At 64.4% G+C, this 23,799-nt stretch carries 16 protein-coding genes; 6 read left to right on the top strand and 10 right to left on the bottom strand.

Annotated elements, in window-relative coordinates; all coding sequences use genetic code 11:
- Positions 1-83: 83 nt before the first annotated feature.
- From Q5Q88_RS02470 to Q5Q88_RS02480, 3 genes are read left to right on the top strand one after another with little or no spacing between them, the layout of a single operon-like run.
- Entirely contained in the window at positions 84-1,070 is a 987-nt protein-coding gene (locus tag Q5Q88_RS02470; protein ID WP_302741639.1) for an ABC transporter ATP-binding protein, read from the top strand.
- A gap of 9 nt (positions 1,071-1,079) precedes the next feature.
- Positions 1,080-2,303 carry an ABC transporter permease gene (locus tag Q5Q88_RS02475; protein ID WP_302741641.1) on the top strand — a complete coding sequence of 408 codons (1,224 nt, stop codon included), beginning with the start codon at positions 1,080-1,082 and terminating at the stop codon, positions 2,301-2,303.
- Complete coding sequence (locus tag Q5Q88_RS02480) at positions 2,290-3,483, top strand: ABC transporter permease (RefSeq protein ID WP_302741643.1); 1,194 nt, start codon at positions 2,290-2,292, stop codon at positions 3,481-3,483. The genes Q5Q88_RS02475 and Q5Q88_RS02480 overlap by 14 nt, the downstream gene beginning before the upstream one ends.
- Before the next feature lie 26 nt (positions 3,484-3,509).
- On the opposite strand, the gene Q5Q88_RS02485 is transcribed toward Q5Q88_RS02480, so the two are convergent.
- The 7 genes from Q5Q88_RS02485 to kdpA form a co-directional block, all read right to left on the bottom strand.
- Complete coding sequence (locus Q5Q88_RS02485; protein WP_278540685.1) at positions 3,510-5,126, bottom strand: CTP synthase; 1,617 nt, start codon at positions 5,124-5,126, stop codon at positions 3,510-3,512.
- 223 nt (positions 5,127-5,349) lie between these two features.
- The gene (locus Q5Q88_RS02490; protein WP_147587979.1) at positions 5,350-6,069 is read right to left on the bottom strand and encodes a metallophosphoesterase family protein; all 720 of its coding nucleotides are present in this window, start codon (positions 6,067-6,069) and stop codon (positions 5,350-5,352) included.
- A 41-nt stretch (positions 6,070-6,110) separates the two neighbouring features.
- Positions 6,111-7,481, bottom strand: a complete 1,371-nt coding sequence (locus Q5Q88_RS02495; RefSeq protein WP_302741647.1) for an FtsX-like permease family protein — start codon at positions 7,479-7,481, stop codon at positions 6,111-6,113.
- Positions 7,482-7,667: 186 nt separating this feature from the next.
- A complete protein-coding gene (locus tag Q5Q88_RS02500; protein WP_302741648.1) occupies positions 7,668-8,252 on the bottom strand; it encodes a hypothetical protein in 585 nt (194 codons plus the stop codon).
- 174 nt (positions 8,253-8,426) lie between these two features.
- Complete coding sequence (kdpC, locus tag Q5Q88_RS02505; protein ID WP_118103666.1) at positions 8,427-9,017, bottom strand: potassium-transporting ATPase subunit KdpC; 591 nt, start codon at positions 9,015-9,017, stop codon at positions 8,427-8,429.
- 12 nt (positions 9,018-9,029) lie between these two features.
- Positions 9,030-11,084: a potassium-transporting ATPase subunit KdpB gene (kdpB, locus tag Q5Q88_RS02510; protein WP_302741652.1), complete on the bottom strand. Its 2,055-nt coding sequence runs from the start codon at positions 11,082-11,084 to the stop codon at positions 9,030-9,032.
- Positions 11,085-11,100: 16 nt separating this feature from the next.
- Complete coding sequence (kdpA, locus tag Q5Q88_RS02515; RefSeq protein ID WP_302741654.1) at positions 11,101-12,924, bottom strand: potassium-transporting ATPase subunit KdpA; 1,824 nt, start codon at positions 12,922-12,924, stop codon at positions 11,101-11,103.
- Positions 12,925-13,245: 321 nt separating this feature from the next.
- Here kdpA and Q5Q88_RS02520 point away from each other — a divergent pair, with 321 nt between their 5' ends.
- Positions 13,246-15,981: a sensor histidine kinase KdpD gene (locus tag Q5Q88_RS02520; RefSeq protein ID WP_302741655.1), complete on the top strand. Its 2,736-nt coding sequence runs from the start codon at positions 13,246-13,248 to the stop codon at positions 15,979-15,981.
- The gene (locus Q5Q88_RS02525; RefSeq protein ID WP_302741656.1) at positions 15,974-16,678 is read left to right on the top strand and encodes a response regulator; all 705 of its coding nucleotides are present in this window, start codon (positions 15,974-15,976) and stop codon (positions 16,676-16,678) included. Before Q5Q88_RS02520 ends, Q5Q88_RS02525 begins: the two co-directional genes overlap by 8 nt.
- A 5-nt stretch (positions 16,679-16,683) precedes the next feature.
- Here the strand turns inward: Q5Q88_RS02525 and Q5Q88_RS02530 are convergent, their stop codons facing one another.
- Entirely contained in the window at positions 16,684-17,766 is a 1,083-nt protein-coding gene (locus tag Q5Q88_RS02530) for a 6-phosphofructokinase (protein ID WP_302741657.1), read from the bottom strand.
- Between the two features lie 283 nt (positions 17,767-18,049).
- Here Q5Q88_RS02530 and ppk1 point away from each other — a divergent pair, with 283 nt between their 5' ends.
- Positions 18,050-20,434 (top strand): polyphosphate kinase 1, encoded by a 2,385-nt coding sequence (gene ppk1 / locus Q5Q88_RS02535; RefSeq protein ID WP_302741659.1) that lies wholly within the window; start codon positions 18,050-18,052, stop codon positions 20,432-20,434.
- A 191-nt stretch (positions 20,435-20,625) separates the two neighbouring features.
- On the opposite strand, the gene Q5Q88_RS02540 is transcribed toward ppk1, so the two are convergent.
- Complete coding sequence (locus Q5Q88_RS02540) at positions 20,626-22,638, bottom strand: ABC-F family ATP-binding cassette domain-containing protein (RefSeq protein WP_302741661.1); 2,013 nt, start codon at positions 22,636-22,638, stop codon at positions 20,626-20,628.
- Between the two features lie 297 nt (positions 22,639-22,935).
- Positions 22,936-23,745 carry a phosphate ABC transporter ATP-binding protein PstB gene (gene pstB, locus Q5Q88_RS02545; RefSeq protein WP_118653628.1) on the bottom strand — a complete coding sequence of 270 codons (810 nt, stop codon included), beginning with the start codon at positions 23,743-23,745 and terminating at the stop codon, positions 22,936-22,938.
- Positions 23,746-23,799: the final 54 nt, after the last annotated feature.

Here is a 23,799-nt window from a genome sequence, read left to right on the forward strand (position 1 = left end):
TCGGGCACCATGTTCGCAGCAAGCACGGAATCGAAAACCTCAATTTAGGGACTGTCCCCAAATTGAGGTGGAGCGGAGGAACCATGGACGTCATCGCGATCGAGGGGCTCGTCAAACGCTATGACGAGCTGCTCGCCCTCGACCACTTCGACCTGCACGTCGACCAGGGCGAGATCTTCGGCCTGCTGGGCCCCAACGGCTCGGGCAAGACCACGAGCATTAACTGCATGCTCGCCCTGCTCACCTACGACCGCGGCAGCATCCGCCTGTTCGGCGAGTCCATGGCGCCCACGCGCTACGACCTCAAGCGCCGAATCGGCATCGTTCCGCAACAGGTGGCGGTCATCGACGAGCTTACCGTGCGCGAGAACATCGACTACTTCTGCTCACTCTACGTGAACGACCGCGCCCGGCGTCGCGCGCTTGTGGACGAGGCGATCGAGTTCGTGGAGCTCGAGGAATTCGTCCGCTTTCGCCCCGGCAAGCTCTCGGGCGGACTGCTGCGCCGCCTCAACATCGCCTGTGGCATCGCCCACAAGCCTGAACTCATCTTCTTTGACGAGCCCACCGTGGCCGTGGACCCGCAGAGCCGCAACGCCATCCTCAACGGCATCCAGCGCTTGCGAGCCGAAGGGGCGACGGTGGTTTACACCAGCCATTACATGGAGGAGGTCGAGCAGATCTGCGACCGAGTGATGATCATGGACCACGGCCGGGCGCTCGCGCAGGGCTCGCCCGACGAGCTCAAGCGCTCGATCCGCACGGGCGAGCGCATCGTAATCGAGCTCGAAGACCCCTCGGGCCCACGCGCGAGACCGGGTTCTCGCGCGAGCGACGGCGACGCGCTCCCCACCCGCGAGCTTGAACGCCTGTGCGCGCTGCCCCACGTCCTCGACGTCTCGCTCGCCGGCAACCTGCTCACCGTCTCCTGCGAGGCAAGCGAGCACAACCTCACCGACGTCCTCGCATCGCTGCGCGCAAGCAACGCGCGCCTGGGCCGCATCACCTGCGCGCCGCCTACCTTAAACGACGTGTTTCTCGAGATCACCGGCCGCGAGCTGCGCGATTAGGAGAGCGCCATGTGGACCACCTTCAAAGCGACCGTGCGCACGCTGCTGCTCACGCCGAGCGCCGTCATATGGACGCTCATCTTCCCCATCGTGCTTGCCACGGTGTTCAACTTCATGTTCGAGCCCATGCGCTCCACGGGCTCCGTCGAGGCGGTGAAAGTCGCCGTCGTCGCCGACGACGCCTGGGAGGATTCTCCCTTCTCGCAGATAGTCGATACTTTGAGCGAGGCAGACGAACCCCTTCTCGCCGTTCATCCCGTGGCCGGCGAGGATGAGGCGCGCGTCCTGCTCGCCGAGGGGTCCGTGGCGGGGGCGTACGTCGTCGACGCTGCGGGAGAGTCGACCGCCACGCCCTCCGCCAGCGCCGCGGGCGCACCCCGCATCATCCTCGCCCCCGCCGGGTCCGGCACGAGCAGCGACGCCTCCTACGACGTCAACCGCGCCATCCTCGAATCGGTCGCGACCAGCTATCTGCAACGCGTGGCGCTCATCGAAGACCTCTCCGCGCATGACCCCGCGGCGCTGAGCGACCCTATCGCCCTCGAAGATGCACTCGGTCTCGGCGTCTCCGTGCGGGAGGTCTCGTTCACGCATGCCCAGCCCGATAGCATGGCGCGCTTCTACTACGCGCTGCTCGGCATGGCCTCGATCTTTGCCGCGCAGCTCGCCGGGGAAAGCGTCTGGCGCCTGCAACCCACCTCGTCCGCCGCCGGCGCGCGGCGCGCCGTTTCGGGCACGAGCCGCATGCGCCTGCTCATCCCCACCATCGGCGCCTGCTGGGCGGTCTCCACCACATTTTTGGTTATCGCCTTTGGTTACATCTGCCTGACCGCGCACATCGACTTCTCGGGACGCGAGGGACTCTGCCTCGTTGGAATCGCGGCGTCGAGCTTGCTTTCTTGCGGCATCGGAGCCCTGGTGGGCGCGTTGCCCGGACGTATGGGCTCAGACTCGCGCAGGGGCATCCTCACGGCGCTTACCTGCCTGCTGTCGCTTTTTGCCGGCCTCTACGGAGAGCCCACGATGGAGCTCGCCGATACCGTCGCACATGTCTTCCCCGCTGCGACGTGGCTCAACCCGGTCTGCCTGATCCGCGACCTGTTCTACACCGTCTACTACTACGACACACTCGTCCCGTTCTCCCTTCGCCTAGCGGCGTGCGCCGGCATCGCAGCCGTGCTGCTTGCCGTATCGGCCGCTTGCATGAGGAGGTCCGCGCATGAACATCTGTAAACGGGCGCTCACTATCGCGCTTCGCCACCCGCTCTACCTCATCATCTACATCGGCTTTTTATCGAGCATGGGCGTTGTGCTCATGGGAGAGGTGGGCGGAAGCGGCGCGCGGGAGGCCACCGAGGTTCCCCGCGCCCGCATCGCACTCGTCGATCGCGACGGATCAGCCGTAGCACAATCGCTCGAGGAGATGCTCTTCCAGACGGACGAGCTCATAACCGTTGCCGACGAGCCCCTCGCCCTGCAGGATGCGCTCGCGACCGGCAAGGCCGACGCCGTGCTCGTTATTCCCGCGGGCTTTGGCGATGCCCTCATGGATGCCGCGCGAACAGGAGGCGACCTGCCCGAGCTCGAGGCGGCGACCGGCGGCGACATGCAGGCGGCGGCGCTGGCATCCCAGCGCGCAAGCCGCACGGCATCGCTCATCGCGAGCCGCGCCGCGCTCACGTCCCACGCGAGCGCCGAGCAGGTGCTGGACGGCATGCGCAAGCTTTCCGACATCGCACCCGCCGTCGACACTATTGAGACGACCGAGGAAAGCACCGCGGCATCGCGCCTGGCGTTCTACCTCACCTTTAGCTCGTACACCGTCACCTCGTCCATCGTCGTGGTCGCCGGCGTGGTGCTCTCCACGCTCAACAAGCCCGACGTGCGGCGGCGACAGCTCGCTGCGCCCGTGAGCAGCTGGCGCATGGGATTCGAGAGCATCGCCGGATGCGCGGTGCTGGCGGTCGGCGTGTGCGCATGGGTCGCACTCGTCGGCATCGGCGCCTCCGGGGCAGGCGCACTGCTTTCAAGCGCAGGTGCGCAGGTGGCGCTCGCCATCGCGTCGCTTTGCGCGTTCGCACTCGTCCCGCTCTCGCTCGCCTACACGCTCGCGCAATTCGGCTTTAGGGAGGAGGCACTCAACGCGATCGCCAACCTGGGCGGCATGATCATGTCGTTTTTGGGCGGGGCGTGGGTGCCGCTGTCGCTCATGGGCGCGAATGTGCAAGCGGTCGCGCACTTCACGCCCACCTTCTGGATGTACGATGCCGTGACCTGCGCGCTCGGCGCCCAAGAGGTGAATGCGAGCGTTCTGGCCACCGTCGGTATCGACTTGGGTATCATCGCGCTCTTCGCTGTCGCGATCGTGTCCGCGGGCCTTGTGGCCGCCCGCCTGCGCGTGCGCGAGGTCTAACGCACCTCGCGATGCAGGGACTGTCCCTACATCGAGATGACCGCAGCCGCGCGGACGAACTCACGGAACAGCGGGTGCGGACGCGTGGGGCGGCTCTTGAACTCGGGATGCGCCTGCGTGGCGACGAACCACGGGTGCAGGTCGCGGCGCAGCTCGACCATCTCGACCAGCTCGCCATCCGGGCTCGTGCCGGACACGACCAAGCCGGCCGCCTCCAGCTCCTCGCGGTACGCGCTGTTGAACTCGTAACGATGACGATGGCGCTCCTGCACCAGCGCCTCGCCGTACGCCTCCGCAGCGAGCGTGCCTGCGACGAGCGCGCACGGGTATGCGCCAAGGCGCATGGTGCCGCCCTTCTCGGTCACGCCCTCCTGCTCATCGAGCAGGTCGATCACGGCGTGCGCGCACTGCGAGTCGAACTCGGACGAGCTCGCGTCCGCATAGCCCAGCACGTCGCGCGCGAACTCGCACACGGCGACCTGCATACCCAGGCAGATGCCCAGATACGGCACCTGGTGCTCGCGCGCGTAGCGGGCAGCGGTGATCTTGCCGTCGAAGGCGCGCTTGCCGAAGCCTCCCGGCACGAGGATGCCCGACGCGTCGCCCAGCACCTGCTCGACGTTGTCATCGGAGAGCGCCTCACCATCGACGAGTTCGACCTCTACGTGCTTGCCCAGGTGCGTGCCCGCGTGGTGCAGCGCCTCGATGACGGAGAGGTACGCGTCGGGCAGCTGGGTGTACTTGCCGACGAGCGCGATCTTCACGGGGTCGCCCTCGTTTTCCGCATGGTCCTTCGCAGCGAGGAACCCCTCCCAATCCGCCATGTCGCGCTCGCGCGGATCGAGCCCCAGGCGCTCACAGACGCGCAGGTCGAAATCCTGCTCGGCCATCATGCGCGGCACATCGTAGATGGACGGGGCGTCCTCGCAGGTGAACACGCAATCCACGTCCACGTCGGTGAACGAGGCGATCTTGGCGCGCACGTCGTCCTCGATATGATGGTCGCTGCGCAGCACGATGATGTCGGGCTGGATGCCAAAGCTCCGCAGCTCCTTGACGGAGTGCTGCGTCGGCTTGGTCTTCACCTCGTGGGCCGCCGCGATATAGGGCACGAGCGAGACGTGGATGTAGCAAACGTTCTCGGCGCCGGCATCCTTCTTGTACTGACGGATGGCCTCGACGAACGGCTGGCCCTCGATGTCGCCGATCGTGCCGCCGAGCTCGGTGATGACCACGTCGGCGTCCGTCTGCTCCTCGACGCCGCGGAACTTGGCCTTGATGGCGTTCGTCACGTGCGGGATGACCTGCACCGTGCCGCCGAGGAAGTCGCCATGGCGCTCGCGCGCGATGAGGTCCTGATAGATGGCGCCCGTGGTGAAGTTGGAGTCGCGCGTGAGGTTCTCGTCAATGAAGCGCTCGTAATGGCCGAGGTCGAGATCGCTTTCGTAGCCGTCCTCGGTGACGAACACCTCGCCGTGCTGGAACGGGCTCATGGTACCCGGGTCCACGTTGAGATACGGATCGGCCTTCTGCATGGTCACCCGATAGCCGCGCGACTTGAGCAGACGCCCCAGCGACGCCGCGGTGATGCCCTTGCCCAGCGAGCTGACCACGCCGCCGGTCACGAATATATGCTTTGTCATGGTGTTTACCTGCACTTCCCGTCGAAATCTGCACCGGAGTCCGGCGCTTCCACGGGATTTCAGTGTACTACCCGCCTACCATGACGATGGGGAGCATGGCGAATTCACGCACTGGAAACGATTGCCCCTCTCAACCTCAAATGAGGGACAGTCCCTAATTTGAGGTTGAAGTCCCATGCATTCGAAGCGAAGGCCGCGGTGAAGGCCGGTGCTCCGCGTGGTGCTAGCGTCCGAGTCCGAGCTCCCGCAGCGCCGAGGCGCAACGCCGCGACGCCTCCGCAGACTCCTGCGCGGTCGCATGGTCGCGATCCACCTCGACCATGAGCTCGCGGACCGCTTCGCAATCCTCGGCCACCGCAGGATCACCCGTCCCGTTCACCCACTCCCACCAGCGGGCACGGCCGTAGAACTCCACGCCCTCGAACCAGGCGCGAATCTCTTCCAGGCTCACCGGCGCCAGGTCGTTCGCATCCACGCCCACGTCATAGCGCATGAGGCCCTGCTTGCGGTTGAGCTCGTTATACACGCTACCCGCGCTGTGGATATGCCCATGTAGATGCCAGGACCCGCGCGACATGGACTGCCACTCCATGAGCGGATAGTGCGACAGCACAATCTTCTGCCCGTGGATGTTGATACGCACGATGGGCGGCTCGACGATGAACGTCCCCGCCACGTCCTTGTGCGTCCAGTCCTTGTCGTGATTGCCCGGCACGATGTGCACCTTGCGGCAATTGATCTTCGAGCGCAGCGCCGCCGCCTCGACCGCGGTCATCTGATACGAGAAATCACCGAGGATGTACAGGTCGTCGGTGGGCGCCACACGCTCGTTGATCGCGTTGATGAGCGCGCGATTCATATGCGCGATATCGCCAAATGGGCGATCGGTGAAATTCAGCACGTTGGCATGGCCGAAGTGCGTGTCCGATGTAAACCAAATCATGAGACGGACCTCCCGTCACGCGGAGTGACATAGTCCGATAATCATACCCTCGGCAGCACCACCCGCTCGACGGCGTGGGCGGTGATCGCCCCGTACGCCGCCATGAGGCCGACCGTGAAGGCGAGCACGCCCGCAACGATCGCGAACAGGCCCTCGGCACCGAGCGCGAACGCGAGGAACGCGACGAGGAACAACCCGAATACATCGTGGACGAGAGCCCCGGCGAGCGGCGCGGCGAAGTAGAGCGCGAGCTGCCGGCGCACGGACGCGCGCATAAGGGCGCGGTCGCACCCGAGCTGCCCCAGCACGCCGTACGCGCGCCGTGCATCGACCGCGCCCGAAAGCTGCTGGAGCGCGAGCACCGCGACGGCGCTTAGCAGGAACACCGCCCCGTAGAAGATGCCGATGTAGCCGATCGGCGCCATCGACGCCGCGATGCCGGCCGAGACCATCTCGGGCGTGCGCAGCCCGATGCTGAAGACGAATCCCGCGACCATCATACACACGGCGACGGCGACGAGCACGCATACGCAGGCGAGCGCCATCGAGGTACTGGACACGCGCGCCTCGACCTGCCGCACCGTGAAGCCGGTGAGCCCGTCCCAGTACCGCTCGGAGCGCTCGCGCGCCCGCTCACCCCATGCGGCCACGCCCAGGCGCGCGACGAGCGACGTGGCGAAGCAGGCGGCGAAGCCCATGGGGATGATGAACGCGATGAAGTACACCGGTTGGAACACGCACGAGCCCCATACGACCGCGAGCAGGACCGCGGCGAGCACCGCCTGGCCGCCCCGAACGACCCGACCGCCGAGGCGCATGCGCTCCGGCGCACGCTCAGCGGACATGAGCTCGATCAGCGGGCGCCGCGCGATATCGCGCGCGCCGTCCACAGCGTTCACCGCAAACACCACGGCAAAGCATCCGGCGGTCCATGCCGCGGAGTCGGGCGAGAAGGAGAACGCGAGCCGCCAGGGAGCGTCGAACACGAAGGCCGCGACCGCGCCGAACGCGGGCGACAGTGCCGCACCCGCCGCCAAACCGCACGCCAGCGCGCCGGCACCCACGAGCGCCGTCTCGGCCACGAGCACGACCGATACCGCACCGCGCCCCATGCCGCACAGCTCGTAGAGGGCGAACTCGCGCTTGCGCCGGCGGAGCAGGAACCGACTGGCATACCGCACCAGGAAGAGGAACACGAGCACCGTGAAGACGGAGAACGCCTGCAGGATATCGCCCGCGCTCCCCAGCACGCCCAGCTGCTCGGGCGAGAGCCCCATGGCGCGCAGGTGGTCGGTCGAGGCGACGAACGAGTACAGCAGGCATGCCGCGAACCCGAGCGTCGCGAAATACACCGAGTAGTCACGGGCACTGCGGCGCACGTTGCCGACGGCGAGCTTGAGATATAGCTGCATGGCGAGTCCTTCCAAGGGTTATTACCGCACCCATTCTCGTGAACTCGTCCCTCCCGTGCCATCGATTCGGCTTACGCGCGGCATACGAAAATGTAAGGCTCTCATCCTCGAAGCGAACCAAAGTAAAGACAACCGCTCCGTTCACGGCCGAAAACACCCGCACTTTGGATGACCGGACCGAGTTCCCTACACCGAACCCACGGCCTTCCATTTCTCCACGAACGAACGGTAGGCAGGGACTTCGCGCACAAAAGCATACTCGTCTTCATTCTCGACTTCCGAAAGCAGCAGCGCACCCATCCTGGACGTCAAGTCGGTCAAGTCATTCAGGTCCGAATAGCGGTAAAGCGGCCCCTGGAGTGCCGCGGAGTCGCCCCCATGCAACGAGGTCATGACGGCGTCGAGAAGCTCAATCGCCTCACCAGAATCGCCCGATGCCGTCACGGCCGCCAGCCGCGGCATCAGACTCATCCATGCAGGCTGACCAAGTGCCTCGAATGCCAGCTGAGCGCGGTGCGCGCACTCGAGCGCATCATCTTTGCGGCCATCCCTCAACGCAATTTCGATCAACCCGACAATCGCCCCCATCAAATCGGCGGCAATGCGAATCACGCGGGCCTCCCAAGTGCGCGCGGCGTCCTCGTCCTTTCCTTCGCGCGCATACAAGATCGCCTGGCGCTCCTCCTTATCCACCGTGCGGTCGGGGATGCCGTCCAGGATACGCTGGGTATCCTCATACCGCTCTTCCTGCATGGCTTTCGCGATGAGCATTGCGGACGCCTGATCCCTCACTGCCGGCACAACGCTCTTCATCAGCTAGCGACCGTCAGCACAATTGACACGCCCTCATGTTTTCGGCAGGAAATCTAACCGCTGGTTAAAACAATCATGCCCCCGGCGCGGTCGCACCGGGGGCATGCAAGCATCTCTAGTCGAAAACGCCGCCTACAGCACACCATCCAACATGAGGTTCACCTTGAGCACGTTGACCGTGGGCTCGCCAAAGACGCCCAGGAATCGGCCCTTGGTGCACTGGGCGATGATGTCGCGCACCTCGCCTTCGCTCTTGCCCGTGGCCTTTGCCAGGCGCGGTACCTGGTACTCGGCGGCATCGGGGGAGATCTCGGGGTCGAGCCCTGAGCCGGAACACGTCACCAGGTCGACGGGCACGGCATCCATGTCGGCGTCGGGATTGGCGGCGCGAATCTTCTCGACGCGCTCGTCCACAAGCTGCCGGTACTCCTCGCTCGCCGGGGAGAGGTTGGACGGGGCGCCGTAGGCCATGAGCCCGCCGTCCTCCCCCTCGACGATAGTCACGTTCTGGATACGGCCCCACATGTGGTCCTCATCCTCGAAGCTCTGACCGATGAGCTCGGAGCCCACGATCTTGTCGTCGACCTTGATGAGAGAGCCGTTCGCCTGATACGGGAACGCAACCTGGGCGATGCCGGTCACGACGAGCGTATAGCCCAGGCCGCAGACAACGGTAAACAGCGCGAACACACCCAGTGCACGCGATGCAACACCTTTGAACATACAAACCTCCACTTACATAATGCCGCAGAACGCGAGCAGCATGTCGATGAGCTTGATGAATACGAACGGGGCAACGATGCCGCCCAGACCCCACACGAGCAGGTTGTGGGTCAGCAGCTGTCCGGACGGGACCTCGCGGTACTTAACGCCCTTCAGCGCGGCGGGGATCAGCGCGACGATAACGAGCGCGTTATAGATGATGGCCGAAAGAACCGCGGACAGCGGGCTTGCCAGACCGAGGATGTTGAGCGCGCCAAGGCCCGGGTAGATCGGCGAGAACAGGGCCGGGATGATAGCGAAGTACTTCGCCACGTCGTTGGCCACCGAGAAGGTCGTGAGCGAACCGCGGGTCATGAGCAGCTGCTTGCCAATACGCACAACCTCGATGAGCTTGGTGGGGCTGGAGTCGAGGTCGACCATGTTGCCGGCCTCCTTGGCAGCCTGGGTGCCCGTGTTCATGGCCACGGCGACGTCGGCCTGGGCCAGAGCGGGCGCGTCGTTGGTGCCGTCGCCGGTCATGGCGACCAGGTGGCCCTCACGCTGGAACTCGCGGATCTTCTCGAGCTTGCCCTCAGGGGTGGCCTCGGCCAGGAAGTCGTCAACGCCGGCCTCGGCGGCGATTGCCGCGGCGGTGAGCGGGTTGTCGCCCGTCACCATGATGGTCTTGATGCCCATGCGGCGCAGGTCGGCGAACTTCTCCTTAACGCCGGACTTGATGATGTCCTTGAGGTACACAACGCCCAGCACGCGGCAGTTCTTGGTCACGACCAGCGGGGTGCCGCCGGCCTTGGCGATACGCTCGACGACCTCGTCGCACTCCTGGGAGAACACGCCGCCGGCTGCCTCCACATAGGTGCGCACGGAATCGGCAGCGCCCTTGCGGATCTCGTTGCCCTCGTAGTTCACACCGGACATACGCGTTGCCGCGGTGAACGGGATGAACTCCATACCCTTATCCTCGAGCGTGCGGCCGCGCAGGCCGAACTGCTCCTTGGCGAGCACGACGATGGAACGGCCCTCGGGGGTCTCGTCGGCCAGCGAGGAAAGCTGGGCGGCATCGGCCAGCTCCGCGGGATCGACGCCGTCGACTGGAATGAACTCGGCGGCCTGGCGGTTACCCAGGGTGATGGTGCCGGTCTTGTCGAGCATGAGGATGTCGACGTCGCCGGCGGCCTCGATGGCGCGACCGGACATGGCCAGCACGTTGGCCTCGTTCAGACGGCTCATGCCGGCGATGCCGATGGCGGACAGCAACGCGCCGATGGTAGTGGGAGCCAGGCACACGAGCAGCGCCACGAGCGTGGTCACGGCCGTGGGGTTGACCATGTCGTTAAGACCGGCCGAGAAGCAAGAGTAGCAATACAGGGCCAGCGTGACCAGGATAAAGACGATGGAGAGGGCCACCAGGAAGATCTCCAGAGCGATCTCGTTAGGGGTCTTCTTGCGCGCGGCACCCTCGACCATCGCGATCATCTTGTCCAGGAAGCTCTGGCCGGGCTCACTGGAGATCTTGACGATGATCCAGTCGGACAGCACCGTGGTACCACCGGTAACGGCAGAGCGATCGCCGCCGGCCTCGCGGACCACGGGGGCGGACTCGCCGGTGATGGCGGACTCGTCAACGGAGGCAGCGCCCTCGATGACGTCGCCGTCGCCGGGGATCTGCTCGCCGGCGCGTACGATCACCAGGTCGCCGCGCGTGAGCTCGGTGCCGGGAACGACGGTGAAGTGCTCCTTGTCCTCAACGGACTCGATGCGATGCGCCTCGACATCCTTCTTGGCCGCACGCAGGGAATCGGCCTGAGCCTTACCGCGGCCCTCGGCAAGCGCCTCGGCGAAGTTCGAGAACAGGTCGGTGAGCCACAGGATGACCGCGATGGCGACCACATAGTAGGTGGGCACACCCGCGTCCTGCACACCGAAGATGGAAGCGACGGCCAGGACGGAGGTCATGACGGCGGAAAGCCACACCAGGAACATGACCGGGTTTTGAATCTGGACGCGAGGATCCAGCTTGGCAAACGAGTCGCGGACCGCGCGGCCCATCATGTCTTTTTGCATAGCCATAAATCTGTGCCCTCCTTTACGCAATCATCTGGAAGAACTCGGCAACGGGGCCAAGCGCCAGGGCCGGGAAGAAGCTCAGGGCACCGATCAGCAGAACGATGAACACGAGCAGAAATACGAACATGCCGTTGGTGGTAGACAGGGTGCCGGCGCTCTCGGCGACCTTACCCTTCTTGGCCAGCGAACCGGCGATAGCCAGCGTGCCGATGATGGGCATGAAGCGGGCGAACAGCATCTCGAGGCCGAGCATGACGTTGATCCAGGGAATGTTGCAGTTCATGCCTGCAAACGCCGAGCCGTTGTTGCCGCCGCATGAGGTGAAGGCATACAGCACCTCGGAGAAGCCGTGCGCGCCGCCATTGTTGAGCTGGTCGGCAAGACCGGGCACCATGCAGGCGATGGCCGAGCACACCAGAATGGCAAACGGAGTTGCAAGGCACAGGACAACTGCCCAGCGCATCTCGCCCGGCTCGATCTTCTTGCCCAGGAACTCAGGCGTGCGTCCGACCATGAGGCCGGCGATGAACACCGTGAGGATGGCGAAGCCGACCATGCCGTACAGGCCGCAGCCCACGCCGCCAAAGACGACCTCGCCCAGGGCCATCTGGAGCATCTGGACAAAACCGCCCAGCGGGGTATAGGAGTCGTGCATGGAGTTAACCGAGCCGTTGGAAGCGGCGGTGGTGTAAGCCGACCACGTGGAGGAGGCGGCGATACCGAAGCGGCTCTCCTTGCCCTCCATGTTGCCGCCGGCCTGGCCGTCGGTCATCTCGATATTGACCGCTCCGCCATCGGCCAGCTGCGGGGTGCCCGCATGCTCGTTGACGGCGATGATGCCGGTGAAGATCACCAGCAGAATGAACATGGCGGCAAAGATGGCCTTGCCCTGCTTGGTGTTCTTGACGCCGATGCCAAAGGTGAAGCAGCAGGCGGCCGGGATCAGCAGCAGGCTGGTCATCTCGATGATGTTGGTGAAGGCGCTGGGATTCTCATACGGATGGGCGGAGTTCACGCCGAAGAAGCCGCCGCCGTTGGTGCCGGACTGCTTGATGGCGACCTGAGGAGCCGCGGGGCCCTGGGGCAGGAACTGCTCGGTGACCACGCGCGCGTCCTCGACAACCTTGCCGTCGACCTTGACCGTGTCTCCCTCGATCTGGGCGTCGTCGATGACGCTCCAGCCGCCGTCTGCATTAGGCTGAACGGCAACGGGCTCTACGAGCTCAGCCTTCTGAGCCGGCTGGAAGTTGGAGATGACGCCACCGGCAGCCAGGCAGACGCCCAACACGAGGTTCAGCGGGATGAGCACATACAGGACGGTGCGGGTGAGGTCGACCCAGAAGGAACCCAGACCCTGCTCCTTGACCTGACGGAAGCCGCGGATCAGCGCGAACATGACCGCGATGCCGGTACCGGCGGAAACGAAGTTCTGCACGGTGAGGCCCATGAACTGCACAAGGTAGGACAGGGTGGTCTCGCCGGAATAGGACTGCCAGTTGGTATTGGTGATGAAGGAGGCCGCCGTATTGAACGACAGGTCCCACGGCACGCCCGGCAGGTGCTGCGGATTACCCGGTAAGACGGACTGAAGCATTTGAAGCGCGACGAGCACCACGAGCCCGATACCCGAGAAGGCAAGGACGCTCACCAGGTAGCGCTTCCAGCCCATCTGCTCATGCGGGTCGATGCGGAGCAGGCGATAGACGCCCCGCTCGACGGGTGCGAGCACGGGTGACAAAAAGGTGTGTTCGCCGTCCAAGACGCGGGCCATGAACCGACCGAGCGGAATGGCCAAAACGACGAGCACGGCGACGTACAGGACGTACTGAATTGCAGCGCTCATAGGTTACGAATCACTCCTCATCAAAATATAGATGTAGTAGATCAACAGGCCGATGCAGGTGATGCCTATGATCGGGATCAGGACGTTCATGTAACCGCTCCTTCCGAGAATCACGGGTGGCACCCTTCCCCGAGTGCCTGGGAACAGTAAACGGCGAAGCGGATTAAAACGGTGTTAGAGTGATGCCCTCCGGCCTTAAGATGCCGTAAAGATGCAGTTGGGCGGATGCGGCACCCCGTACGGAGCCCTATACTCATCGCATGCCCGAGGCGGTCCATCCCGCCGCCGCAATCGATCCACATCGGCGAGAAAGGCCTCGCAATGTCACGCGCTGCATCCGACGTACGGGCGAACCCCGACCTCCTGCTCAGAGCGCTCGAACAGGACACCCACACACAAGAGCGCCGCGGACGCCGAGGGCATCTCAAGATCTTCTTCGGGTACGCCGCGGGCGTGGGCAAGACCTACGCCATGCTCCAGGCCGCGCACGCCGCCAAAAAGCGCGGCGTGGACGTCGTCGCCGGCTATATCGAACCTCATGAGCGCCCCGCGACGGCGCGCCTGTCGCGGGGCATCGAGCGCATCCCGCATATGCCCATCGAGCACAACGGCATCGAACTCGCGGAATTCGACCTCGACGCTGCCCTGGCCCGGGCGCCGCAGCTAATCCTCGTCGACGAACTCGCGCACACCAATGCACCGGGGTGCCGCCATGAAAAGCGCTATCAAGATGTCGAGGAGCTCCTGCGCACCGGCATAGACGTCTACACCACGGTCAACGTCCAGCACATCGAGAGCCTGAACGACATGGTGGCCTCCATCACGGGCGTCGTCGTGCGCGAGCGCATCCCCGACCGCGTCTTCGATGACGCCGACCAGGTCGAGCTCGTGGATATCGAGCCCGAGGACCTGCTCGAGCGCCTCAAGGCCGGACTCGTGTACCGCGCGGCGCAGGCCGACCGCGCGCAGCGCAACTTCTTCAGCATCGAGAACCTCACGGCGCTGCGCGAGATCGCCCTCCGCAGATGCGCGGACCGCACCGGGCGCCTCGCCGACGCCGCGCGCGTGCTCGGCAACCGCGACTACTACACCAGCGAGCGCATCCTGGTCTGCCTCTCCCCCGCCCCCACGAACCCGCGCATCGTGCGGGCGGCCGCGCGGCTGTCGAAGGCCTTCCACGGCGAACTCGTCGCCCTGTTCGTCGAGAGTCCGCGAACCCAGACCATGGACGAGGACGAACGTGCGCGCCTCTCATCGAACAGCGCCCTCGCCGAACAGCTCGGCGCGCAGGTGGAAACGGTGTATGGGGACGACATCGCCTTTCAGATCGCCGAGTTCGCGCGGCTGTCCGGCATCTCGAAGATCGTCATGGGGCGCACCGGCGAGGCGCGCGGCCTGCATCACGCGCTCTTCGGGCGCAAGTCGCTCGTGGAGAGGCTGATCGCCATCGCGCCGAACCTCGACATCTACATCATCCCCGATCAGCCGGTGCCGGCCAGGCGGGGCCAGGACCGGCCAACGGCCTCGGAACCCCATCTGCCGAGCAGGCGGGACATGTTGCTCACGCTGGGCCTATCCGCCATCGCCACGGCAGTTGGCACCGCATTCCGCGGACTCGGGTTCGCCGACTCGAGCATCATCTCCCTCTACATCCTCACGGCCCTGCTCACGGCCGTCACGACCACGGGGCGCGTCTGCACCATCGTGTCGAGCATCCTCTCGGTGGTGCTCTACAACTTCTGCTTCGTGACGCCGCTGTTCTCATTCGACAGCTACGACCGAAGCTACCTCGTGACCTTCGTCATCATGTTCGCAACCGCAATGGTGGCCGCCGAACTCACCGCGCGCCTCACCGACAACGCGCGCACCTCGGCGAAAAACGCCTTCAGAACCCGCGTGCTCCTCGAAACCAACCAGCTCCTGCAGCGGGCCCAGGGACCCCAGGCACGAGCGCGCGTCGCCATGAGCCAGCTCGTGAAGCTCCTCAGGCTCGACGTCGTCTTCTACCCCGCAGACGGCGACCTGCTCGGGGAGCCGCTGTATGAGAGCGCCGGGGCCGAAGACCACCGCACGTCCCTGCTCACCGAATACGAGCGAGCCGTGGCGACGTGGACTTTCAACAACAACAAGCACGCCGGGGCGAGCACTCACACCCTGCCAGAGGCGCAGTGCCTCTACCTTGCGGTGCGCGCGGGCAACGAGGTATTCGGCGTCGTGGGCATCGACCTGAAGGGGCGCGAGCTCGAGGCGTTCGAGCACTCCATCGTCTTGTCGATCGTCGGCGAGTGCGCACTCGCCCTCGAGAGCGACAAGGCGGCGCGGGAGCGGGAGGAGGCCGCCGTATTCGCCAAAAACGAGCAACTGCGCGCCAACCTGCTTAGATCCATCGGCCATGACCTGAGGACGCCCCTCACCGCGATCTCGGGGTCGGCCGCGGTGCTGCGCGATGGTGGGAAGAAGCTCGGGGACGCGAAACGGCTCGAGCTCGCGGACGCCATTTACGACGACTCGCTCTGGCTGATCGACACCGTCGAGAACCTCCTCGCCATCACCCGCATCGAAGATGCCGACATGCAACTCAACCTCACGTCGGAGCTCATGGACGAGGTCATCGCCGCGGCGCTCAGCCATGTCGCTCGCGAATCGCACGGGCACCGCGTGACCATCACGCACACAGACGAGATCCTTTTGGTGAAAATCGATGTCCACCTCATCATGCAGGTGCTCACGAACCTCATCACGAACGCGTTCAAATATACGCCGGAGGGCTCGACCGTGACGATCGGCGCGCGACGGGAGGGCTCATCCGTCGTCGTAGAGGTCGCCGATGACGGCCCGGGCGTCTCCGATCGCGACAAACCCCGCGTCTTCGACCGCTTCTTCATCGCTGAGGGCTCCCGCCCCGTCGACTCCCATCGAAGCTTCGGTCTCGGCCTGTCGCTGTGCCGTTCCATCATCGAGGCGCACGGGGGTATCATCGAAGTCGCCGACAACAAGCCCCATGGAGCGATCTTCCGCTTCACCCTTCCCGCCGAGGAGATCGAGATACATGAATGACGCCGCGCGCCCAAGCATCCTCGTGGTCGAAGACGACCCGGCGGTCCGCAACCTCGTGACGACCGCGCTCGGCCTGCATGGATACGACGTCGAGGCGGCGACGAATGGCGAGACGGCCATCTTGGACGCCGCCTCGCGCAACCCCGCCCTCATCATGCTCGATCTCGGCCTGCCCGACATCGACGGCGTGGACGTCATATCCAAGGTCCGCAGCTGGTCGGCGGTGCCCATCATCGTCATCTCGGCACGCACCGAAGACTCGGATAAAATCGGCGCGCTCGACGCCGGCGCGGACGACTACCTAACGAAGCCCTTCTCGGTGGAGGAGATGCTCGCCCGCGTGCGCGCCAACTTGCGACGCTCGGCCATGCCCGCGGCCGATTCCGTCGAGTCGAGCACCTTCGACAACGGGGGCCTGCATATCGACTATGCCGCGGGGTACGCCGAGCTCGACGGCGAGCGGCTCTCGCTCACGCCCACCGAGTACAAGCTCCTCGTGCTTTTGGCGAAAAACGTCGACAAGGTGCTCACGCACACGTTCATCACGCGCGAAATCTGGGGGACGAGCTGGGATAGCGACATCGCGAGTCTTCGCGTGTTCATGCGGACCCTACGCAAGAAGATAGAGGCCGACCCCTCGCACCCGACGATGATCCAGACGCACGTGGGCGTGGGCTACCGCATGCAGCGACTCTAGTCCGATCAGGCCTCGTCGCCAAAGGAGATGCCCAGGGAACGCGCCTCGTGCACCAGGTCGCTGCCGGGGTCGACGTACTTGAGCTTGCCGGCGACCTCCTCCAGCGGCACGCGGCACATCTTGCCAGAGCGCTGCGCGACCATAAAGCCGCTCTCCCCCTCCAGGAAACCCAAAGCCGCCTCGACGCCGCACTGCGTGGCGAACACGCGGTCCTGCGCATCGGGCTGGCCTCCGCGCTGCGTGTGACCGGGGATTGCCACACGCGTCTCGCGACCGGTGCGGGCCTCGATCTCGCGCGCGATGTCGTAGACGATGGACGGAGAGGTGCGCGCCGCGACGAGCTTCTTGTACTCCTTCTTGGACAGCGTCGCCTCATCGCGCGAGATAGCGCCCTCGGCGACCACGATGATGGTGAACCGGGCACCGGCCTGCATGCGGCGATTGATCGCGGCGATCACGTTGTCCATGTCGTAGGGGATCTCGGGAATCAGACAGACGTCGGCACCGCCCGCAACCGCGGCGTACAGCGGAATCCAACCCACCTTATGACCCATGATCTCGATCACGAAGACGCGTCCGTGGCTGCTCGCGGTGGTGTGGATGTCGTCGATGCACTTGGTGGCGATCTCGACCGCGCTCGTGAAGCCAAAGGTAAGGTCGGTGCCCCAGGTGTCGTTGTCGATGGTCTTGGGCAGGGCAATGACGGAGAGACCCTCCTCGCGCAAGCGGTTGGCCGTCTTGGTGGAGCCGTTTCCGCCCAGCATAAACAGACAATCGAGCTTGAGCTCGCGATAGGTCTCCTTCATGGCGGCGACCTTGTCCACACCGTCGGCCTCGGGCGTGTCGAGGCGCTTGAAGGGCGTGCGGCTCGTGCCCAAGATGGTCCCGCCGCGCGTGAGGATGCCGCTGAAGTCGACCGGTGCCATCTTGCGATAGCGCTTGTAGATCATGCCCTGGTACCCGTCCTCGAACCCGTAGATCTCGACGGGCTCCGTCGACAGGTTGACGACGGTCTTTACGATGCCACGCATGGTGGCGTTGAGCGCCTGACAGTCGCCGCCGCTCGTCAGAAGGCCGATTCGCACCATAGGTACCCCTCACGCTCATGGCACACGCCGCCTGAAGGGCGGCGAGCGCGGTCTATTCACATATTCAACAGTGTACGCCCAACGAGGCCCCGCTCAGCGTGTCCGCGCGTATCGCTTACATACGCGCGATTCTTTAACATGCTCGAAAGCATCGCGTAAAGAGTCCATCATGCTTGCGCGTTACACTCACCATGAACCGAGGCACGGCGATAACCTAAAGACATCCATGCGATTTCACAGGTACCACCACTTCCGGCAAGCACCGCAACACGAGGGAGCCATCATGGGCAACGACGGACACAACAAGCAGCGTGATTTGAGTTACACCCAAAACCGTGAACTTTCCTGGCTCCGTTTCGACGAACGCGTGCTCTCCGAGTCCCTCGACGACACGGTGCCGCTGTTCGAGCGCCTCAAATTCATCGCGATTTTTGAGAGCAACATGCATGAGTTCCTCATGGTCCGCATGGGTGGACTCTCAAGCCTGGCGACCCTCAAGCGGCAGCCACGCGACAACAAGAGCGGCATGACCCCCTCCGAGCAAGTGGCGGCCGTATTCTCGGCGTTACCGGGATTGTTCTCCAAAGCCGCCTCGTCCCTCGACGCCATCGAATCCCTCCTGCGCGCCAAGGGCATCGAGCGCATCACGCCCTCCGAGCTCATAGGTGCCGAGCGCGATGCGGTGCGCAGCTACTTCGACCGCAACGTGCTCCCCATCTTCTCGCCGCTCATCATCGACCCGCGCCACCCCTTCCCCAACCTGCGCAACGGAGCCCTCTACATCGTCTGCACGCTCGCCGCCGCCTCCGAAGACGAACAAGGGCTCCTCGGCATCATCGAGGTCCCAAGCTCGCTCCCCCGCGTCGTCGAGATCACGAGAAACGACGGCCAGCTGCGCTACATCCTGCTCGAGGATGTCATCTTGGCGTGCCTGGAATCGTGTTTTGGCTCCTATGTCCCGCAGGATCGCGCGGTAATCCGCGTCACGCGCAACGCCGACCTCGACCCGGACGGCGAGGGCGTCGAGGAAGACGAGGATTACCGCCAGCACATGAAGAAGGTGCTCAAGAAGCGCTTGCGCCTCCAGCCCGTGCTCCTCGCCGTGCACGGAGATCTCGCCCGCGAGTCCCTCAAGTCGATCCGCAAGGCACTGGGACTGAGCCAGCAGGCCGTCCTGTCGGTTACCATGCCCCTTGACTTGGGATATATCTACTCCCTGGAGGGCAAGTTGCCCGCCACCGTGCGCGACCGGCTCCTGTTCCCTCCGTTCGCCCCCCAGCCGAGCCCGCTGTTTTGCCCGGGTGACTCCATGCGCGATCAGGTGCTCGCCGGCGACAAGCTGCTGTTCTACCCCTACGAGTCGATGGGCACGCTTCTCGGCCTCATCAACGAGGCCGCCCACGACGACACCTGTATCTCGCTGCGCATCACGCTCTACCGCGTAGCGCGTCAGTCGCGTTTGTGCGAGTCGCTCATCTCCGCAGCCGAGCGTGGCAAAGAGGTGACCGTGCTGATGGAACTCCGCGCGCGCTTTGACGAGGAGAACAACATCGCCTGGGCGGAGCGCCTCGAGGAGGCGGGCTGCACCGTCATCTACGGTGCGGAGGGCTTCAAATGCCATTCCAAGATCTGCCAACTCACCTATCATGACCAGGGGAAGATTCGCCGCATTACCCTACTGGGGACCGGCAACTTCAACGAGAAGACCGCACGCCTGTACTCGGACTTCATGCTCATGACTGCGCACGAGGGCATCGGCGAGGACGCCAACGCGTTCTTCCGAAACCTCACCCTGGGCAACCTGCGCGGCGAGTACCGCTACCTCGGCGTGGCGCCCGCCGGGCTCAAGCCCCTCGTGATGGACGGCCTCGACCGCGAGATCGCCCGTGCGCGCGCCGGCATGCCCGCCCACGCCTTCTTCAAGATGAACTCCCTCACCGACCGAGAGGTCATCGATAAGATCGCCGAGGCAAGCCGAGCGGGTGTCCGCATCGATATGATCATCCGCGGGATATCCTGCATGCTGCCGGGCATCGAGGGCAGCACCGAGAACGTGCACATCCGCTCTATCGTGGGTCGCTTCCTGGAGCACGCGCGCGTGTACTCCTTCGGTGAGGACGCCGACACCGTCTACCTGTCGAGCGCCGACATGATGACGCGCAACACCGAGCACCGTGTGGAGATCGCCTATCCCGTTCTCGACCCCACGTGTCGCGCCATGGTGCGCGACTACATGGCCGATCAGCTGCGCGACAACGTGAAGGCTCGTGAGCTGAGCGCGCAGGGCACCTGGGAGCCCGTTGCCCGAGCGGAGGGCGATGAGCCCTTCAATGCACAGGAGCACTTCATGACGCAGGCTGCCAACCGCGCTCGCGCCGCAGAGGAACGACGCGCGGCTCGAGCCGTCGAGGTCGAACGTGCCGCGCGTGACGAAATCGCACATGACGCGGAAACGGTGAACCCCCGTGCAGGCCGGGCGCCCGACACGTCGAATGCCGATGCGACGCCGTCGCAACCGGTTGCCTCCACAACGGAAACCAACGAGCTCAACCAAGCTGTCGAGCCCCAAGAGACAGACGGCCACAAGGGTACCGAACAGGGCAAAGAGAGCAACTTCAAGCGCGGCTGGCACATGGTGATGCGCGGCTTCCGCGAGATGCTCTCCTAGCCGCCATTACCCGTTTTCAAGACGAGGACGCTTTCGTATTCGACGGGCAGCCGGCGCACCGCGCGTGTAATGTCGAAAAATACGCGATTGAAGCGCGTCAATTTCGACATTCTACGCGCGGATCCGTCAAATCCGGCTGACATGCCGCGCCGCCTCACATCATGCACGAGGAGGCAGGTACGTTATACGCATTAGCCCTCGAGCTGCTCGCTGGCCTCGAGCCAAGCCATCTCGAGCTCATCAAGCTCCTCACGAGCGTGGGCAATTGCCTCCTGCTGCGCAGTGAGGGCGGCGAAGTCGGTGGGGTCGATGGCGAACATCCCCTGCTCAAGCTCCTCGACCTTGCCGCGACGCGTCTCCATTTTGCGTTCGAGCGAAGCAACCTCCTTCTTGAGGCGCTGGCGCTCCGCATTCGACAGTCCGCATGCCTGGGAAGGTGTCGCCACGGCAGATGCGACGGCTCCTTGACCGGACGCGCCGCCGCCCAAAGGTGACCCCGCTTCCAAAGCACCACCGAACCCGGGCGCCTGAGGATGGGACGCTCCGCCGGCAGACGCGCCCTCCGTCAAACGCAGGTACTCGTCCACGCCACCAGGTACGTGGCGAAGCGTGCCTCCTATGAGGGCCCACTGCTGGTCAGTCACACGTTCCATGAGGAAACGGTCGTGCGTCACGAGGATGAGCGTGCCCGGCCAGCTGTCGAGCAGGTCCTCCACGAGAGCGAGCATGTCGGTATCGAGGTCGTTGCCCGGCTCGTCCAAAATCAAGACATTCGGTTCCTCCAAAATGGTCAGCAGCAACGACAAACGGCGCTTCTGACCACCCGAAAGATCCTTGATACGACTCCACATCTGTTGCTGCGTAAATCCGAGGCGCTCGAGCAGCTTCTCGGGGCTCGTCTCCTTGCCCTCGACCATCACGTAACGCTTGCCGCGGGCAAGCACCTCGCGAATGGTGTCGTCCTCGACGGGCTTCAACTCGTCGAGCTGCTGGGACAGCACGCCAAACCGGACCGTGGAACCAATCTTCACGCGTCCGCGGAGCGGCTTGAGTTTGCCCTGGATGATATTGAGCAAGGTGGTCTTACCGGCGCCGTTCTCGCCGAGCAGGCCGTAGCGGTCGCCCGCACCAATAAGCCAGGTCACATCGGAAAGAACGGGACGACCCAAAGCCACGGCGTCAGGAGACACGCCGCGGGCAGCGAAGCCGTCCGCCGCAGCGGAATTGCCCACAGCAGAAGGATTGTCCGGCACGGCGGAGCCGCCAAGAGAACTTGTGCCTTCCTTGGAGCCACGCACGGCGGCCAAGGAGCTTGCGTAACCCGCGTCCACATCGATCACATCGATGACCTGCTTGCCCAAGCGGCTCACCGCGAGACGCTTGAGCTCGAGCTCGTTGCGCACGGGAGGCACGTCGGCAATAAGCTCGCGGGCAGCCTCAACGCGGAACTTAGGCTTGGTACTACGCGCCTGCGCACCACGAGAGAGCCAGGCAAGCTCCTTGCGGGCCATGTTGCGGCGACGCTCCTCGGTTACCTGCGCCATACGGTCGCGCTCGACGCGCTGCAGGATGTAGGCGGAGTACCCACCCTCAAAGGGGTCGACACACCCGTCGTGCACCTCCCACATGGAGGTGCAGACTTCATCGAGGAACCAGCGGTCGTGCGTGACCACGAGCATTGCGCCGCTCGATTTCTGCCACCGCGCCTTCAAATGCTCGGCGAGCCAGTTGATGGTACGCATGTCCAGATGGTTGGTGGGCTCGTCGAGCATGAGCGCGTCATAGTCGCCAATAAGCAGGCGCGCCAGGTCCACACGACGACGCTGTCCACCAGAGAGCTCGCCCACCAGGCCCTCCCAGGGCACGTCGGCGATAAGACCGTCAAGAATCTGACGCACGCGCGGGCTCGACGCCCACTCGTATTCGGGAAGGTCGCCCACCACAGCACGATGCACGGTCATGCCGTCATCAAGCGCATCGCGCTGACCGAGGACGCCCACCGTCACATCACGACGGCGCGTCACGCGTCCGGCGTCCGGCTCGATCGCACCCGAGAGAATGCCGAGCAGGCTCGACTTGCCATCACCATTCTTGCCCACGATGCCGATGCGGTCGCCCTCGTTCACGCCGAGCGTCACGTTCTGCGCAATCAGTTTGGTAGGAAACTCAAGATGCACGCTGTCGCAACCGAGCAGAATGGCCATATCGAAACGCTCCTCGCTATCGTATTCACAGCCATCCATCTTAGCAGGGCGTCTACCCGAGACAGGCGGGGCGGGACATATAAGGTCCGATACTCGGACCTTATATGTCCCGCCCCGCCCGCCACATTGCAGACACGAGCACTTAACCACAGTGTGCCGCGCCGTACCCTCGGGCATATCGTCCCGCGCACAGTTCCGCACGAGCCGAAGGCCCCAGTGGGGCCTTCGTGCGAGCTCAGGACTGTCCGAGCACGGGATGATATGCCCGAGGGTACGGCGCGAAGCGTGATAGGCGGTCTACGAGAACATGCCGGTCAGGTAGTCGTTCAGGCGCTTATCGCGAGGACGCTGGAAGATCTGCTCCGTCTCGCCGTACTCCACCATGTCGCCCATATAGAAGAACGCCGTTCGGTTGGAGGCGCGGCTCGCCTGCTCCATGTTGTGCGTCACGATGACGATGGCGCGCTCCTTCACGATGCTCTGCATGAGCTCCTCGATCGCCAGCGTGGAGATGGGGTCGAGCGCAGAGCACGGTTCATCGAACAAGATCACGTCGGGATGCATGGCGAGGGTGCGCGCAATGCACAGACGCTGCTGCTGGCCACCGGAAAGCGAAAAGGCGCTCTGGTGTAGCTTGTCCTTGACCTCGTCCCACAGGGCGGCGCCGCGCAGGCTCTCCTCCACGAGCGCATCGAGGTTCTCCTTGCCCTTGAGGCCATGGCGCTTGGGCGCGAACACGATGTTCTCGTAGATGGACTTGCGGAACGGATTGGGCTGCTGGAACACCATGCCGATGGAACGGCGCAACTCGTAAAGGTTCTCCTCGCGGGTGTTGATGTTCCGGCCATCGTAGAGGATCTCGCCCTCAACGCGGCATCCGCGGATCTCTCGATTCATGAGGTTGAGGGAGCGTAGGAACGTCGACTTGCCGCAACCGGAAGGGCCGATGAGTGCGGTGATCTCGCCCTTGTGGAATTCGAGGGACGTATCATGCAGCGCATGGTTGTCGCCGTAATACACGTTGACGCCGCGCGCCTCGAGAACGACTTCGCCATCGGTCGCACCGCGAGGCTGCGCGGAGGCGGCACCGGCGCGCACGCTATCCATGAAGGCTTCGGACGCACTCGACTCCACGGGGGCGGAAACGTCATGTTGGTTAGA

The sequence above is a fragment of the uncultured Collinsella sp. genome, from assembly GCF_959026545.1.
Lineage (GTDB): Bacteria > Actinomycetota > Coriobacteriia > Coriobacteriales > Coriobacteriaceae > Collinsella.